This window comes from Psychrobacillus sp. OK028 (genome assembly GCF_900103605.1).
Lineage (GTDB): Bacteria > Bacillota > Bacilli > Bacillales_A > Planococcaceae > Psychrobacillus.
Genome location: NZ_FNHY01000003.1, coordinates 318,743 through 336,286 on the forward strand (window position 1 = coordinate 318,743; position 17,544 = coordinate 336,286).

Annotated in this window: 12 protein-coding genes; 3 read left to right on the top strand and 9 right to left on the bottom strand. The window is 36.6% G+C overall.

Features of this window, described 5'->3' with window-relative positions; genetic code table 11:
* Positions 1–222: 222 nt before the first annotated feature.
* From BLR36_RS07470 to BLR36_RS07490, 5 genes are all read right to left on the bottom strand, one after another.
* Positions 223–1,473, bottom strand: coding sequence for a substrate-binding domain-containing protein (locus tag BLR36_RS07470; RefSeq protein WP_093061111.1), 1,251 nt, complete (start codon positions 1,471–1,473; stop codon positions 223–225).
* Between the two features lie 213 nt (positions 1,474–1,686).
* Positions 1,687–4,896, bottom strand: a complete 3,210-nt coding sequence (locus tag BLR36_RS07475) for a BTAD domain-containing putative transcriptional regulator (protein ID WP_093061112.1) — start codon at positions 4,894–4,896, stop codon at positions 1,687–1,689.
* Between the two features lie 213 nt (positions 4,897–5,109).
* Positions 5,110–7,158: a catalase gene (locus BLR36_RS07480; RefSeq protein WP_093061113.1), complete on the bottom strand. Its 2,049-nt coding sequence runs from the start codon at positions 7,156–7,158 to the stop codon at positions 5,110–5,112.
* A 204-nt stretch (positions 7,159–7,362) separates the two neighbouring features.
* Entirely contained in the window at positions 7,363–10,071 is a 2,709-nt protein-coding gene (gene acnA, locus BLR36_RS07485; protein WP_093061114.1) for an aconitate hydratase AcnA, read from the bottom strand.
* Positions 10,072–10,192: 121 nt separating this feature from the next.
* The gene (locus tag BLR36_RS07490; protein WP_093061115.1) at positions 10,193–10,690 is read right to left on the bottom strand and encodes a DinB family protein; all 498 of its coding nucleotides are present in this window, start codon (positions 10,688–10,690) and stop codon (positions 10,193–10,195) included.
* 1,015 nt (positions 10,691–11,705) lie between these two features.
* On the opposite strand from BLR36_RS07490, the gene BLR36_RS07495 reads away from it, so the two are divergent.
* Positions 11,706–11,957 carry a GlsB/YeaQ/YmgE family stress response membrane protein gene (locus BLR36_RS07495; protein WP_093061116.1) on the top strand — a complete coding sequence of 84 codons (252 nt, stop codon included), beginning with the start codon at positions 11,706–11,708 and terminating at the stop codon, positions 11,955–11,957.
* A 67-nt stretch (positions 11,958–12,024) separates the two neighbouring features.
* Here the strand turns inward: BLR36_RS07495 and BLR36_RS07500 are convergent, their stop codons facing one another.
* Positions 12,025–13,476 (bottom strand): beta propeller repeat protein, encoded by a 1,452-nt coding sequence (locus BLR36_RS07500; protein WP_093061117.1) that lies wholly within the window; start codon positions 13,474–13,476, stop codon positions 12,025–12,027.
* A 219-nt stretch (positions 13,477–13,695) separates the two neighbouring features.
* On the opposite strand from BLR36_RS07500, the gene BLR36_RS07505 reads away from it, so the two are divergent.
* Positions 13,696–13,905, top strand: coding sequence for a hypothetical protein (locus BLR36_RS07505; RefSeq protein ID WP_093061118.1), 210 nt, complete (start codon positions 13,696–13,698; stop codon positions 13,903–13,905).
* A 307-nt stretch (positions 13,906–14,212) separates the two neighbouring features.
* Here the strand turns inward: BLR36_RS07505 and BLR36_RS07510 are convergent, their stop codons facing one another.
* Both BLR36_RS07510 and BLR36_RS07515 read right to left on the bottom strand, forming a co-directional pair.
* Positions 14,213–14,881 (bottom strand): lytic transglycosylase domain-containing protein, encoded by a 669-nt coding sequence (locus BLR36_RS07510; RefSeq protein ID WP_093061119.1) that lies wholly within the window; start codon positions 14,879–14,881, stop codon positions 14,213–14,215.
* Between the two features lie 17 nt (positions 14,882–14,898).
* The gene (locus tag BLR36_RS07515) at positions 14,899–16,386 is read right to left on the bottom strand and encodes a putative bifunctional diguanylate cyclase/phosphodiesterase (protein ID WP_093061120.1); all 1,488 of its coding nucleotides are present in this window, start codon (positions 16,384–16,386) and stop codon (positions 14,899–14,901) included.
* Between the two features lie 134 nt (positions 16,387–16,520).
* Here BLR36_RS07515 and mscL point away from each other — a divergent pair, with 134 nt between their 5' ends.
* Positions 16,521–16,904, top strand: coding sequence for a large conductance mechanosensitive channel protein MscL (gene mscL, locus BLR36_RS07520; protein WP_093061121.1), 384 nt, complete (start codon positions 16,521–16,523; stop codon positions 16,902–16,904).
* A gap of 41 nt (positions 16,905–16,945) precedes the next feature.
* Here mscL and BLR36_RS07525 read toward each other — a convergent pair whose 3' ends face one another.
* Positions 16,946–17,536, bottom strand: a complete 591-nt coding sequence (locus BLR36_RS07525; protein WP_093061122.1) for an SCO family protein — start codon at positions 17,534–17,536, stop codon at positions 16,946–16,948.
* Between the last annotated feature and the right edge of the window lie 8 nt (positions 17,537–17,544).

The following is a 17,544-nucleotide window of genomic DNA, read 5'->3' on the forward strand; positions in this document are numbered from 1 at the left end:
TTTAAACCCCTTTCATAAATCACTCTCCATAAGATAGAGAATTTGCTCTATCCTATGGAGAGTGAGCGACCTAAGATGATTGGTCGTCACTTTTTTATTTGTCTAGACTTCAGTGCCTAGCCCCTCGAGTCGTTTCAGAATGCCGGATAAAGGCAAAGTACGCCTTTATCGGCATTCTTCCAACGATATTCGGGGTTTACATAGGCACTTTCGCTTTTCTTTTTACTTATTATTTAATATTGGTGGCTCTGTTTCTTCTGGTGAAAGTTCTCTTATAAGAACAGGTACTGGATAATCCACACCGTCTTGTTTTTCTAATTTAATCGAATACAGAGTTTGCATTGCTTGATGGTCCTCTGGACGGAATGTCATTGTTCCTTTCGGCGTTTCAAATGACATACCTTCCATGATTTTGATTAATTCATTTGCATCTGCATTTCCTTCTGATTTTTTTAATGCTTCCACGATAGAAATTGCAGCAGTCATACCTCCTGGTGTAAACAGATCAGGCACTGCTCCGTTGAAACGTTTCTTATGTTCATCTACTAACCAATCATTAATTTCGTTGTCTGGTAGTGTGTGATAATAAACGGAGAAACCTTCCATTCCTACAAGTGGCTCCATAACAGAAAGTGCTGGGATATCAGGTGCTCCTGTAGAAATTTTGATACCATTTTCCTGTAACTTCAAATCTGCTATTTGGTTCCAAGGTGAGTTAGCTCCAGCCCATACAACAAATAAGTAATCAGGTTTTTCTTGAATGATTTTTTGTAAGTTTGACGTGAAATCTGTAGCCGCTGGATCTGCAAATTCTTCTAACACGACTTCTGCACCTAATTTTTCTGCTGCAGCTTTAAATGCAGCAACACCATCCCATCCAAAAGAGTAATCTGGAGCGAATGTTGCAATCTTCACGCCAGGCTTAGCGATAGCTGCAGCACCTGCTACAGCATCCTGTGAAGAGTTACGACCAGTTCTAAAAAGGTAAGGATTAAATTCAGATCCAGTGATGCTGTCCGCAACGGCAGGCTCTACAACCATAATTTTTTCGTATTCTTCTGCTAACGGAAGTACTGCCAATGTATCCCCTGAGCTTGAAGATCCAACTAAGAAATCAACCTCATCTTCTTCTAATAGCTTCGTAGCTTTTTGTACTGCCACCTCTGGCTTCGTTTCTGTATCTTCATAAACAACTTCAATTTTCTTCCCTGCTACTTCCATTGTTCCGTCCGTAGCGTATTCCAAACCTAGTTCGAATCCATTTTTTGTTTGCTTCCCGTAAGATTCTAAAGCACCGGTTAATGAAGCAAGTACCCCAATTTTAATCGTTCCACCTTCTTCAGTTACTTCTCCAGAAGTCGGCGTTTTTTCACCCTCTGTATCCTTAGTTGTTGTGCTTTGCTTATCACTACAAGCTGCACTAACCAACAATAAAAATAAGAGAGTTATTAATAATTTCCACTTTCTAGCCATGTACATCCCCCTCAACAATTTTGTAAGCGTTACCATACTTCTGTTTCATCTTACAAAAGGAGAGTTACAAAAGAGTTACAAATAAAGTATTGCTCCCAAGAGCAATACTTTATTTGTGTCGAGCTTGCGCAGGAGCATTGGATTACTTTCTGTCAGTTGGAATAGCATATTTTTCTCACCTCCACTAAAAAAAGCAGAAAATTGCTTTCTGCTTTATTCGTAGCCGGTGATCATTTCAAACATTTGAATGGTAGTAGGCATTGGCTCTATATTAAGTTCTTTCTCAAGCACTTGCACACAGCGATCGTACCATTTAACCGACTGGCTTCTGTTTTGGAGTTGATAGTAAGCAAACATCAGCAAACGGTAGGCTTCCTCCCAGGTTGGATCGTATGTTAAAAGTTTTTCCGCCCAATAGATCGTCTTCTCAAATTCTTTTAATCTCGTGTAGGTTTGAGAAAGTCTTTCCAAAACTTGAATGAATAACTGCTGTGCTTTTTCTCGCTCAGTGGAAATCCATTCAATCGCAATTCTGTTCTCAAATAGTTCACCTTTATATAGGTGGATTGCTTTTAGTAACAGTTCTTTTGATAGTTGAGGAGATATTTCCTCCATACCTTTCTGTGCAATATGATTAAAATCATGCAAATCACTTCCCACATTCGCATTTGGATTTAAACGGTACATCGACTGCTTGCGCAATATAAAATAGGATTCTTCCCTTGCCTGCCTGTTTGGTTCCAATACCTTCAGCAAGGAATTCAGGGTAACCTTGAAATCTCGGTCTAGTTTTTTGGTATCGCTTTCTCCCCAAAGCATTTGTATTAATTCGTCCTTTGGAACATATCGATGGTTTTGTAAGTAAAGGTACATCATTAATTCCTTTGATTTATCTCGTTGCCATTTGCGATCATTTACTTCTTCATTACCCATATATAATGTGAATGGTCCCAATAGTCGCAGATAGAGAGAATAACCTGGATAATTAATGTCGGTCTGTATATTTAATCTGCTGATGATTTGTTGAACAAACTTATTGTCAGGATGAAGTTTATCAATCTTTTGCAAAATCGGAAAGTTACTTTGAAGATCAATCGGTCCAAAAATAGTTCGATTTAATAAAAAGAAATAATAATTATGCATCGCACATAATTCCATAAAGTGCTTAGCATGCTCAGTGAATGTAGAGTCCTCATTTAACACATAGTGAATTCTCATTAGCCAATAATGCGAGATCATTTCTCCATATACATCCTCACAATTAGAGAAAAGCACGTTAGCTTGTTTTAGATGTTCTACAGCATCAAGGTATGCTTTATTTTCCAGATAGACGATTCCAAGACCTATCAATATATAGGCAGATAGCCAGTAATCGTTTACCTTTTTTGTTTCCCGTAATCCTTTTTCTCCGTATTCAATGGCTTCTCGAAAAAAGCCTTGTCGTGATTTTAAAATAGAAAGTCCCATATATGGCTCTGCTTTTGCTCTCGAAACATTCAAGTCATCCATCTTTTGAATGGCTTGCAAATAGTAAACTTCAGGTGTTTCAAGTTCAAATGCATCCGTTAATACTTCAGAATGTCCAAGCCGTATCAAACCTACTGCTTCTACAAATCCTGACTTTTCCCGTATTCCTGTTTCTATTCCTTTATTGGCTGCTATTTTCGCTTGCGAAACTTGTCCAATAAGTGAATAAATAAAAGATAATAACACATCAGTTTCCCGATGAGAATCCGGTAAGCTATCCTCATCTCGAGTCCTACCTTCTAGTAATTGTTGAGCTTCAATCAGCTTTCCAGTCCTCAGTAAAATCCTTGCATCTAAATTTCCTTCTGTTAAAAGTGCTGGATTAAGCTGCTCATTTTCAATCCAAGCTTTCGCATCGTTTGCTTTTCCTATATTGACCAAGTTCTCTGCCATTAACTGTTGCAAAAAAACTCTTTCTAAAGGAGAAATGTCTTTGCCTTTTTCAGCCCACTCGATTGCTTCTTTTAAATAAGGCTGTGCCAACGCAGGTTGAATAGTATCAAGATATATATGTGCGAGACCTGCATTTGCTCTACTAATATATAATATGTTTTCATGTTGGGAAGCTTTCTCTAAAGCAGCTTCATAGGAAAGTCTGGCTTTTTCATAAAAGGCCTTGTACCGATGGCACTCGCCTTCGTAATAATAGAGTTCATAAAAGTGATCTCGCATCACTTTTGATAAATGATCTGCAATCAGATCGAGCAACCAATCAAACTGTCCGGCTTTAATCATTTTCGGTGCAAAGATAGTGACAAGCTCTGCTAAAAAGCGTTCATCATTAGCTTTTACCGCATGATGAATGGCCTGTACGATGTTTTCCTTTTCCTGAAAATAACTAGCAGCTTTTCGATGCGTTTCATAAAACGCATTTATATCCTTTTGTTTTGATTTTGTTTCTAAAAACTGTTGGAAAAGCGAATGAAATCTAAACGTATTAGAATCACCCAATGGCTGGATAAAAGCATGACTACTAGCAAGGCGTTCCATGCTTTTTGCTTCGTTCTCATCAAAAAAATCTTGAATATCAGTTACTGTAAATAACGGAAAAACACTAAAATTTATAAGAGATTGCTGATCTTCAGTTGATAGCAGCAAAAACACTTCCTCTAATAAATAGGAAAATAAGTCGTTCAAGGCAGGGTTTACTAGCTGGCTGATTTGCCAGTTAGACTCTGCTAGCTGCATAGCAATTAGCTGAATGGCGATAGCCCAACCTTCCGTTAGTCTCATGATTTCGGTAGCGTCATGAATTGAAATAGGCTTATCAAAATAATCCTCAAAAAAGACAAGTATTTCTTCCTCTGTGAACATTAAATCACTTTCTGTAATTTCGACCAACTGCCCACTTAGCTTTAACTTTAACAGGATAGACCATCTTGGTCTCAATCGAGTGGAAACTACAACATGAATATTGGGAGGTAGAAACTCTATTATCTTTTCCATTATATAATTGATATGAAACACATGGTCCACCAGATGGAAATCATCGAGCACAATAGATAATGGTTCATCTATATTGGCTAATTCATTACTAAATAGCGAATATAATTGTTGAAGCTCTGATTCTTTTGGATAAGCTGAAATGAGTTCTTTAGTTTTAAAACTTCTTCCGAACGTCGGGACAATATTTTGAATACTACTAATGAGATGGCGAAGAAAAGGAAGGATACCGTCGTCTTCCTCTGTAATGGAATACCAAGAATAAAGTCCTCTCGAATCCGCAAAATACTGAGCAAGTGCAGAGCTTTTACCATATCCTGCTCCGCTATGTAATAAGGTTAACTTCTTATGTGTATTCGTTTTCAATTTCTTCATCAATGAAGCTCTTCTCATATAAGTAGAAGACGGTACTGGCGCACTTAATTTGGACAAAATTATGGTAGGCTGATCCATCTTTTACCTCCTAGTGAATGACAATTACCTGTTAGTTTAATCCTAACACAAAAATATTTTGAATAAAATAACAATTCGTATATTTCAGTAGTTTATACTCTAGAAGATATTTAGTTAAACAAGAAAAAAGAGCTGTCTAAGCAGCTCAACGATAGAAAATGTAAATAGAGATCAAACAATATTTATTAAGATCTTACTATTTTTATATTGGAATTAATCAACTAACTTCCTCTGCCAGAAACGGTGGGCAGCAATCGCCTCAATAAATTCTGGCACAAACTTTGTAATGTCAGCTTCTGAAATTACTCCGGGCTTTCCTTCAAAATGATTTACTTCCAACCATTTGATGCCTTCACCTGTCGCACCAATCGGCTTATAATGTGAAAATGCCTCATCAATGAAGTAGGCTGCATTTTTATTGAACATTTTATTGTTGTAACTTCCCTTTATCATATATACTGCATCAAATAACACCGACTTCGCAGTCAGAAAGGTATGTTCCGCTTTTACGTTAACTCCATCTGTACCCTGGACTGTTCCAATATTTTCACTGATAATTTCCGGCATTATCCCTTCGTTAACCAATCTATCGAGCACATATTTAACCTCTGGACCATTGAACCCCTCCGTCAGTATAATAGCGACCTTACGCGTTTTTTCTGATTTTGTTGTATTTTCTTGACTAAGCGCCGGTGAAGATTTTGTTATTGTCGAACCTCCCCCTTTAGGAGGATTTACCCCGATATTTATCGCAAAGGCGGTCGCTAATTCAAGACTCACATTGGCAAACATATCTACCACTTGTTTTTTTACAGATTCACTTTTGACTTTCTCGAGTTCGAAGCTGAATGCATCAATAATATGCATTTTTTCTGGTAAGCTCATACTGTTCCAAAAAAGGGTTGCCTGAGAAAAATTGTCTGCAAAACTATCACTTCGGGCACGGATTTTAACGCCTTCCACCTTTTCTTGATAAGAGGCATATCCCCCTTCATCTACACTTGCAGGCGCCGGTGTGTTACCAGCCAAAGAGTTTCGGTGATAATTCACTTTCCCAAGATTGATAGTCTGACGATGGAAACCGTCCCGTTGATTGTTATGGAAGGGAACAACCGGTCTGTTAATTGGTATTTCATGAAAGTTCGGTCCGCTTAGACGGAGTAATTGAGTATCTAAGTACGAAAATAGACGCCCCTGTAATAACGGATCATTAGTAAAATCGATTCCAGGTACAACATTGCCCAAATGAAACGCAACTTGTTCCGTTTCAGCGAAGAAATTATCCACATTGCGATTCAAGGTCATTTTTCCAATGATGGTTACCGGAATGTCTTCTTCTGGCCATAGCTTTGTCGCATCTAGTATGTCGAAATCCAGACTAAATTCGTCCTCTTCGGCAAGAATCTGAACTCCCAATTCGTATTCCGGATAAAACCCTTTTTCAATGGAGCCCCATAAGTCATTACGATGATAGTCAGGATCGATGCCTGTCAGTTTACGGGACTCATCCCAGACAAGGGAATGCGTTCCTAGTGCAGGCTTCCAATGGAATTTTACAAAATGGGCTTGCCCCTGATCATTGACAAGACGAAACGTATGGACGCCAAATCCTTCCATCATCCGAAAGCTTCGTGGAATGGCGCGGTCTGACATAATCCACATAATCATATGTGCAGATTCCTGGTTATTAGCGACAAAATCCCAAAACGTGTCGTGGGCAGTAGAAGCTTGTGGGATATCATTATCAGGCTCCGGTTTGAAGGCATGAACAAGATCGGGGAATTTAACGGCATCTTGAATGAAAAAGACAGGAATATTATTCCCAACTAGATCATAGTTTCCTTCTTCCGTATAGAATTTAGTTGCAAACCCTCTGGCATCCCGAACTGTATCCGCAGATCCACGAGCTCCATTTACAGTAGAAAATCGGACAAATACGGGAGTCTTTTTGGACGTGTCCTGCAGGAACTTCGCCCTTGTATACTTTTCCATGCTTTTGTATAACTGAAATTCTCCATGCACACCAAAACCACGTGCATGAACCACTCGTTCTGGAATTCGCTCGTGGTCAAAGTGCGTTACCTTTTCGCGAAAATGAAAATCCTCCATTAAAGTCGGTCCCCGCACACCCGCTTTTAACGAAAATTCATCTTCTGATACTTTTAATCCTTGATTGGTTGTAAGTTTTTTGCCTTTGTCATCCACCCGAAACGCTTCTAATTGCTCGTCTTTGCTGTTCTTCTTATCATTGCGTTCATCCATATAAAATCCCTCCCCATCCTTAAATGTTATGAGTCACTCTTGAGTCTTATTCCACTATACTCCCTCTATAAAAATGGAAGTATCAACGGTTTACATTTCTTCCTGGTATGAGCAGAACGGATTTTGGAAGTTAAGATGAAATAATTCAATCAAATCAAAAAGAGACTATTCCTAAAAAGGAATAGTCTCTTCTTTCATAGATTATTATACTTCCAACATTTTATTACGTAATACCATTTGTAGAATACCACCATGACGGTAATAGTCTACTTCTACTTCTGAGTCGAAACGAGCAAGAACGTTGAAGATTTTCTCAGAACCATCTTCCGCTTTTGCTGTTACTTGTAAAATATCACGAGGTTTTACACCTTCTGCGATATTTACACTGATTTCTTCTTTACCAGTTAATCCAAGTGTTTCAGCATTTTCACCTGGTAAGAAGTTAAGTGGCAGAACGCCCATCATTACTAAGTTTGAACGATGGATACGCTCAAAGCTTTCCGTAATAACAGCTTTAATACCTAAAAGGTTAGTTCCTTTAGCTGCCCAGTCACGAGAAGATCCCATACCGTAATCTTTTCCACCTAGAACGACTAACCCAGTACCTGCATCTTGATACTTCATCGCTGCATCATAGATCGGCATGATTTCGCCTGTTGGCCAGTAAGTTGTGTATCCACCCTCTGTACCTGGTGCAACTTGGTTACGAATACGGATGTTCGCGAATGTTCCGCGCATCATTACTTCATGATTACCACGACGTGAACCGTATGAGTTAAAGTCACGGATTTCTACACCATTTTCGCGCAAGTACTTACCAGCAGGAGTATCTTTACCAATTGCACCGGCTGGTGAAATATGGTCTGTTGTAATCGAATCACCGAATTTAGCTACAACTCGTAAATTATTTAGTGATTGGATAGCACCAGGCTCTTTTGATAATCCTTGGAAGAATGGTGGGTTTTGAATGTAAGTTGACTTGTCATTAAATGAATATAAAGATTCAGTTGATGTTTCAATTGCATTCCAAGCTTCGTTTTCATCAAATACACGTGCATATTCTTTTTGGAATAATTCACGAGTAACTACAGTTGAAAGCACTTCGTTTACTTCTTCTGTTGATGGCCAAATATCAGCAAAGAATACTTCGTTACCATCTTTGTCAGTACCGAATGAATCTTTTTCTAAATCGATATCTACAGTTCCAGCAAGTGCATAAGCTACTACTAATGGTGGTGAAGCTAAGTAGTTTGCTTTTACAAGTGGATGTACACGCCCTTCAAAGTTACGGTTACCAGAAAGAACAGACGTTACAAATAGATCTTCGTCAACGATTGCTTTTTCAATTTCCGGTAATAATGGACCTGAGTTACCAATACAAGTTGTACAACCATAACCAACTGTATTGAATCCGATTTGGTCTAGGTACGTGTTTAGACCAGAATCCTCTAAATATCCAGTTACTACTTTAGATCCTGGAGCTAGAGAAGTTTTAACGTAAGCAGGTACTGTAAGTCCTTTTTCTACTGCTTTTTTCGCAACTAAACCAGCAGCTAACATTACGTATGGGTTAGATGTATTTGTACAAGATGTGATTGCAGCGATTGCTACAGCACCTGTTGGAATTTCTACATCACCTTCTGCAAATTTAGCAGTAGCTTTTTTGTCAAATTCTTTTTCGGATAAGCCGAATCCTTGTGTACCTTGAGGAGCTACAACTGCTTCGCGGTAACGAGCTTTCATATCTGTAAGTGGAATTAAATCTTGTGGACGTTTTGGTCCAGAAAGGTTTGCTACGATATCTCCAAGATTGATCTCTACAACATCTGTATATACAGGCTCTAAAGTAGGATCAAAGAACATATCATTTGCTTTTAAGTAAGCTTCTACGACAGCAATATGCTCTTCGTCACGGCCAGTTAAACGTAAATAGTTGATAGATTCTTCATCGATAGCAAAATAACCACATGTAGCACCGTATTCAGGAGCCATGTTAGCAATTGTTGCGCGGTCAGCTAATGGTAATTTAGATACACCAGGTCCGAAGAATTCTACAAATTTACCAACAACACCTTTTTGGCGTAATACTTGAGTAACTTTTAGTGCCAAGTCAGTTGCAGTTGTTCCATTTGGAAGATCTCCAACTAATTTAACTCCGATTACTTCAGGAATTGGGAAGTATGAAGGTTGACCAAGCATTCCTGCTTCTGCCTCGATACCACCTACACCCCATCCAAGTACTCCAAGTCCATTGATCATTGTTGTATGTGAGTCAGTACCAACTACTGAATCTGGGAAAGTTTCAAGTACACCTTCTGCACTTTCGTTTACATGTACGATAGGAGCTAGGTACTCTAAGTTAACTTGGTGAACGATACCAGTAGCTGGAGGAACAGCACGGAAATTATCGTATGAAGTTTGAGCCCATTTTAAGAAATTGTAACGCTCTGCATTACGTTCGAATTCAAGGTCCATATTCGCTTTTAAAGCAGTCGCAGTTCCGTATTTGTCTACTTGTACCGAGTGGTCGATAACAAGATCAACTGGAATTGCAGGATTGATTTTATCAGGGTTTCCACCCATTTCATTCATTGCTGAACGAAGTGAAGCTAAATCTACTACAACTGGTACTCCTGTGAAATCTTGAAGTACTACACGAGATGGTTTGAATGGTACTTCTGCTTCTGTATTAGCATCTTTACCCCATTTAGCTAATTGGTTTACATGATCTTCTTTGATCACATAGCCGTCATATTGACGTAAAACAGATTCTAATAATACTTTGATTGAATAAGGAAGGCGTGAAACTTGTGCGATACCGGCTTCTTCTAATGCTGCTAAACGATAGTAGTTATACTCTTTACCATTTAGAGAAAACGAAGTACGGCTGTTGTGTAAATTACTTTTTGCCATTTGTATTCCTCCTAAGATCTATTGAAAAGTGTCTATCTAGTGACTTTTCTCCACTACTAATCATACTTGAATATACTTGATAAGTAAATTAGATTAAAATTATTATAAGTCATAATTATTATTAATGACCTTTTATCTTCTTGATTGTCTTTTCTAATTGCTTTGCATGTCGCTTCTCATGTAATCCTGTAAACGCAAACCATTGTATTAAAGGAACCTGTCCAAATATCGGATGCTTCATGGACTTTTCCTTTAATATTTTTGGGTCGGTGGATTTATAAAGAGTCAGCAGCTCCATTCTTGCATGATGTAGCTGTGCTTTCATTTCTTCCGTTCTTTTATATTCACTAGACGGTACGGTTTGAGCTGGAGCATCTACTTTAACTAAGCGTAGTGTAGATAACCCTATTGGTTTTTTCTTTGCACTTGGACTTGCTAGGTTAGCGAGCTCTTTTTTTATGCCCTTAATAATGGTATATTCCATTTTCACTAAATGATCGATTATCTCTTTTGGTGACCAAGATGCTTCATCTGATTTCGTGTTAAACTGTTCGTTCGTTAGTGAATCAATTTGTTGAAATAAGTTTTTTCTTATTTCATTGTTTTTTTCTATAAACATATAATTCCTCCACTCTTTACATTGTACTTCCTTTATACCCAATATATAGGTCAGACAAGCAAGGTTTTGCGCTTATTTTCTTTTTTGTTCAACAAAACGACAATTGGAAGGAAATTCATAAATGGTGCTGCTTTAGGTAATATAAAACAGGTTCACTTCCCTCTCCACTTTTAAGAAGGAGATGGATTGACCCATTATCATTGAATTGGCATTGCGATGCTGTAACCAACCATTTTAGTGAAAAATATGTATTACAAAGATGAACAGTTTGTAAGTAATTCTAGTATATAAGAAAAAGGCCCTGCGTGTTCTATTACATGCAAGGCCTTTTACATAAATTTAGTTTACATAATATTATTATTTTTATATTTTAAAAGGGCAGCTGCAAACTGCCCTTTTCATAACTACTAATGTATATAGAAAAAATCTAATGCTAAATTTAAAATTATTACTGTATGGAGTATTGCTAAGAAAACCCCTTGCTTATTTAACCTTTTGGTTATACGGATATCCATGTTTTCCACTCCCTTTTTTCAAAATTATAATACAATCATGCGTATAATGCAAAATATTTCGAAAAATTAAAATAAATAATTCTCTAGAATTTTTCACACTAAAAGTCATAAAAATGGGAAGAGTTTTTTCCTCATATATATAAGAGCAAAAGGAAGAAAATTATAACCTGAACTAATAATCTTCATGAATACAAGAACAATTGCTTAGACGACTTTACAGAAACTTATTAGCAGCAGAAAAATCGTGGAAGTTCATTTAGTCAGAGAATGCACAGATATTTGTATTCTCCACACCGTGGCAGTTGCTTTCAACTAGGAATTTGTCTTACATGAAAATGGTTTTGTAAACACATATGTTGAAGACAAATGGGTTTTAGAGCATTATTCCAGTTCATTAGGGGCAAAAGTAATAAAAAATTATTAACATAGGTTTATTAATTCTGATGGATGGATATATAAAGAGTGTGAAACAATATTACATTCATAAGGAGATGGAAAAAATGGGATTCATATTATACTTAATAATCGGTGGTATAATCGGTTGGTTAGCAGGACTTATTTTAGGAAAAGATATACCAGGAGGAATTATTGGTAATATTATCGCAGGTATTATTGGTGCGTGGATCGGTGGATTAATATTCCCGGACATGGGTCCAGTAATCTGGGATATGGCAATCATTCCAGCATTAATCGGTGCCATTATTTTAGTATTAGTATTAAGCTTCATCTTAAAAGCTATGCGCAGAGCTTAATACCACAAAAAGAGGAAGTACTCATTATGAGTACTTCTTTTTTTATGGATATAGTTGAAATTCGTCACTACTCAATCGTCATATCTTCCCACGAATAATTTGGTATGGTTGCAATCCATAACACATCTTCCTTGATATCCAGATCCATAACGATGGTATCACCCGCATCAAACACTTTTTCAGATTTTCTTTCATCTTTCGTACTGATGGTATAAATAGCCTCACCTCTACGTGTGTAGCCGAATAATTGCTCACCTTTTTTTATAAATTTCACTACCATTTCATCAACTTGGATTTTTGTCCAATTTTCCTCTTGAAGATCTCGGGTCCAAATTCCACTTTGTGTGGTAATGAAAAGCCTATTATTAATCACTGTTATATCATCAGGTACATCTTTACTATTCGGCATTGTTATTTCATCCCACCCATTGTTGGTCTTTTGCAAAATTTCATTTTCTTCTGTGAGGCCGAATAAATCACCATTATCTGATATTTGAATTACGTAAAATGGTTTAGGAGCAATAGCTTGTTCCCAACTCTCTCCTTGATTGATTGTATAGTGAATATTTCCATTTGATAGCACAGCTATATTGTTGTTAATTGAATAATCGATGGTCTCAATTACGTGGTCTAAAGAAAGAATTTTCATTCCTTTGCTTGTTGATGTTATGCCTGCCCATAATTCTTTTTCCGTAGCAACATATAATTGATCATTCTTATTGAACCATGCTTGTGTTACATAATTATTAGCTTGGAGTTCTGTCCACGTCTCTCCATTGTTATAGCTCCATTCGATAAAAGGTTGCTTGGTTGTACTAAATTGTGTTGGCTTTTTGTCTCCCCATATTACTAAGTACTTGTTTTCAGCAATAACCCCCATAATTGCCTTACCTTTTTGGGATGTCACTAGCTCGTCGGATCCTAATCGTGCCTTGATTATTCCTCCTCCAATTGGTACTTTGTGTGTGGCACCAACTATTTCTCCGCTTTTGGCATCGAAAGTTATTCGTGTAAAAAGCCTATCCTTATCATTTCCTATAACGGTTGCAGTAGGTTTATCGTTTTCAGTGTAGAGTGTAAAATTGTATCCCGTAGCCCAATCCACCCCTTTTTGTAAATCATATTTTTCCTTTGCGATTTTCACTAAATCAGGACTGTCGAATTTAATATCATCTATTTTTATTTCTCCATAAACAGCTCCTTTCCCCTCATGTGTACCGCTAATTTTCCCTTTTGAAATAAATACAAATAATTGTTGATCGGTACTTGAAGCCTCAAAACTCAATGTCCATTTATATCGTTTCCCTGTTTCTCCCCTTGTTCCTCCCATATCTTCATCAACACTGGTTACACTTGCTAAATACGCGTTATCGTTCCATTTTTTTGCTTTCTCGAATCCAATGTCAATCGCTTCTTTTAAGGTAATTTCTCCATCTGAAGCGATTCCTTTAAGATCAATCAAATTCACAAAAACTAAAAAAATTACTAATAAACAAGAGATTATCTTTAAAAGCCTCAAAATAAAACACCATCCTATGATTAATGTGTCTATTTAGGATGGAGTAAACACTTTGTTATATTCCCTCTTAGATCCAATATGGCATTCCTTATATCTGAGATTATCTTTTCCAAACAAAATAAAAATTGAAGGGCTTTATTGATTTTGGGGATTTCCGTTTCCAGTCAAGAAATAAAGTGGTCTAAAGTGAATCAACATTATGGTAAAAGTTAAAATTGGGTGGGTGATTTAACAATTGATATTACAAATAGAGGAATTACAAGACTTGGGAAGATAAAGTATAAAGGAGAAGATGGTGGTTCTGTAGGACAAGTTATATGTACATTTGAAGTAGGTACCGGTAGGCTAACTAGTAAAAGTCTATTAGCAGATGTACATCCCCTTGATTCACCTATAGGAGAAAAAGTACTCTTTCAAATAATTCAGTAGCAGGGAGTAGTAATGAGCGTAGTAATTTATATTCTAAAGTAAAAGTTGTTAAAGTGACCATGGGACGGAAAAACCGAGTCGTTTAATTTATACAAACAATAATTTTGTTCTCTAGTTGTTCAAAAAACATTAACCTTTTCCCAGTAGGTTTAATATGGCAAACCGAGATACATCGCTTTAGTTTCACCAAAATAACTAGACAGGTCGTAACTTACACCACGACCCGCCTAATTTAAAATTGAACTGTATTTATCTAAGCGGCAAGTCTTTAAACCCCTACTCAGTTCGCAAAAACTACCACCATTTCCTACTTGTTCGGTGCGTATGCAGCTTGAATTTCTTTTAGTTGGGATTCGTATAGGTTGTAAAAGTGTAGAACATCTTCCACATATTTTTCACTATGATTATAATTGAAAATGGCTTTTTCAATCTCTCCATCTGCCGCACCACTTGCTGCTAGATAATTGGCAGCACTAAAGATGGCATCTTCTAAATCGAACGGATCCGCTTTGCCATCATTATTTGCATCCACTCCATAACCACCATATTTCTCAATAACAGCTGGACTCACTTTATCCTCATCTGGTATATTCCCTTTGCCGAGTCCACTACAGCTAGGATGTGACCAACCAACAAACGTACAGGGCATAAATTGCATGTGACCTTCTGCACCAGCTGGAGAAAGTAAAGGATCCATCGTAGAAAATCTAGTTTCGATTCGGTGATGAGCTGCTAATAATGTCCAAGGTACACCATAATTTTTTTCAGCTTCTTTATATAAAGCTATATATTCAGAAGGCACATCCAATTTTGCTGTACTAAGTTGAAAACTTTCCGCCCACTCTTGTACAACGGGTATTTTAACAAGTTCTTTCCATCCTATAATAGCTAATATATAGACAGTTATCGTAATTGGGAGAAGTAATACAATCATCCATGCCTTCGTTTTGTAGGAGATCCCCTTTTGTTTCTTCATCTACTTATTCACCTATTCTACTTATATTGCTGTAAAAGATTATTTAATGTTAAAGGTTTACTGAAGTAATAACCTTGTAAATAATGACAGTTCATTTCCTTTAAACTAGCTACTTGAAATAAATTCTCTACCCCTTCTGCAAGAATTTTCATCTCTAAGTTATGGGCTAGAGAGATAATAGATTGTACAATCGCTTTTGTCCTGTCCTTTTCTAGTGACTGTGTAAAGCTTTGGTCAATTTTTATCATATTTACTGGAAGTAATTCTAAATATTTAAACGATGAATATCCCGTTCCAAAATCATCAATGGCAATTTGAAAACCAAATTTCCTTAGCTCATGAAGTGACTCAATGACAAAGTCAGTATACTCCATTATGATCGATTCTGTAATTTCTAATACAATCTTAGACGGATTTACATTCGTTTCTTTAATGATTTCCTTTGTACGTACAATATAATCTTTTTGATAAAATTGTCTAGCCGAAACATTAACGCTATAGTATAACTCATGTCCCACGGCCGCTTCAATACAAGGAATATTTTTGCACGTTTCGCGAAGGACATAATCTCCTATTTGAATAATTAGTCCACTTTTTTCTGCTACAGGTATGAATTCAGCTGGAGAGATGAACTGCTCATCGTGAATCCAGCGTAGTAGTGTTTCTACTCCAATTATCTCATGTGAGTCTGTATCAATCTGAGGCTGGAAGTTTAAAAACAATTCTTGTTTTTCTAGTGCATGTTTCAATCCTTCTTCTAAATACAATTCTCTATTAACTTTATCTGATAATTCTTTTCGATATTTTACATGCGTTAATCCGCCATTTTTCTTTGCCTCTTCGGCAGCTATTTCTGCAAAACGCAGCAGCTCTGAGCTCTTTGTCGAATCCTCTGGGAAATAGACCGAACCGATACTAAGATGATTCACTATTTCTTTCCCCTCAATATAAAGCGGCACAGACGTTTCTGCTAATAAACTATTTATGAATAAGTCAATTTCATGATCCGTTCTATCCTTTAAAATAATGACAAATTCGTCTGCTACCCACCTCGATATAATATCTGAGTAGCGAATATGAGCATTATTTTGTAATGTGCTAGAGACTTTCTTTAATACACTATCTCCTATTTCATGCCCATATAAATCATTAATCATCTTAAAACGATCAAAATCGATAAAGAACAAATGAAAACTTTTTTTGTTATGTAAAAGTTCCGATAAACTTTTCTGAAGAGATGCTCTATTTTGTAGACCGGTTAGATCGTCTTCATATTCCTTTGCATTCAAATCGTTCTGAACACTCCAAGCCTGCTTCATCAAATACAATAGTAGAAGTGAGCTTAAACTTATGTATATAACCCCTTTAAGCATAGATATGTGCATGCCCTCTGGAAAAAAACTGAATAATAAAGCATCCGATAATAGAATCCACAACAGACTGATTATTATATAAATCACAACAATACGAAATGAGATTTTTCGGTATGTTTTTTTCATTTTCATCAGCAAACCTCCATGCTAGGATTCTATAAAAACAATAGCATAAATTCACTATAAACAATAGACCTATTGTGGAAAATGTCGTTATATACAAATTATTGTTTTTTTTGTAGTATTACAGCATGGAGGTGGAAATTATGTGGAAAGATTTCAAAGAGTTTGCGTTTAAAGGGAATGTTCTAGATTTAGCAGTTGCAGTAGTAATTGGAGCAGCTTTTGGGAAGATTGTATCATCGTTAGTTGAAAATATTATTACTCCTTTAGTTGGACTACTATTAAACGGTGTTAAATTCACTTCTTTATCCATTAAGTATAAAGAAACAGAAATATTATACGGTAACTTTTTACAATCTGTTTTTGATTTTTTGGTAATTGCATTTTCTATTTTCATGTTTATTCGATTACTATCAAAATTTAAACGTAAAGAAGACGTTGTAGAAGCTACTAAAGAGGCTCCCCCGGTTGATTCGAAAGAAGTGTTATTAGAAGAAATTAGAGATCTATTGAAAAAGCAAAATTAATCTATCATAAAAGCAGCCTCTCCGTTTGGAAAGGCTGCTTTTTATTTACCATCTTCGATTAATGTTTCCACATCAATGACAATTTCCTCTTTAGGAACTTCTGTATTCCCACTATAGTTTTTAACCACAACCCCGTTTTGATCGACCAAGTAGAAGGACGTACCATGAATCACTTGGTTATTGTTTGGATCATCTTTGACTAATGTCTTAAAGGAATCTGCTGCAAACTTTGCTATATGATCCTGAGTATAGCCTGTTAATAACTCCCATTTACTTTCATCCACAACATCATAATTTCCGATGTATTCTTGTAGTTTTTCTGGAGTATCCACTTCTGGATCAACACTAAATGCGACAATTTTGTAATCCTCAATGCCCTTTTCACTTAGCATCGATTGTATATCACTCATATTAAATGTCATTGGTGGACAAACTGTTTCACAATTTGTGAAAATAAATGTCGACAACCACACCGTTCCTTTTAAATCCTCTAAAGAAACTTTTTCTCCGTGCTGATTTTCATATTCAAAATCGGAAACTTTCCAGTTTGTCTGTGCTTCAAAATTGCCACTGCTGCCGCACCCGACAAGAACTAGTAAAGAAATACCTAATATAACTAACAACTTCTTCATTCATGAGA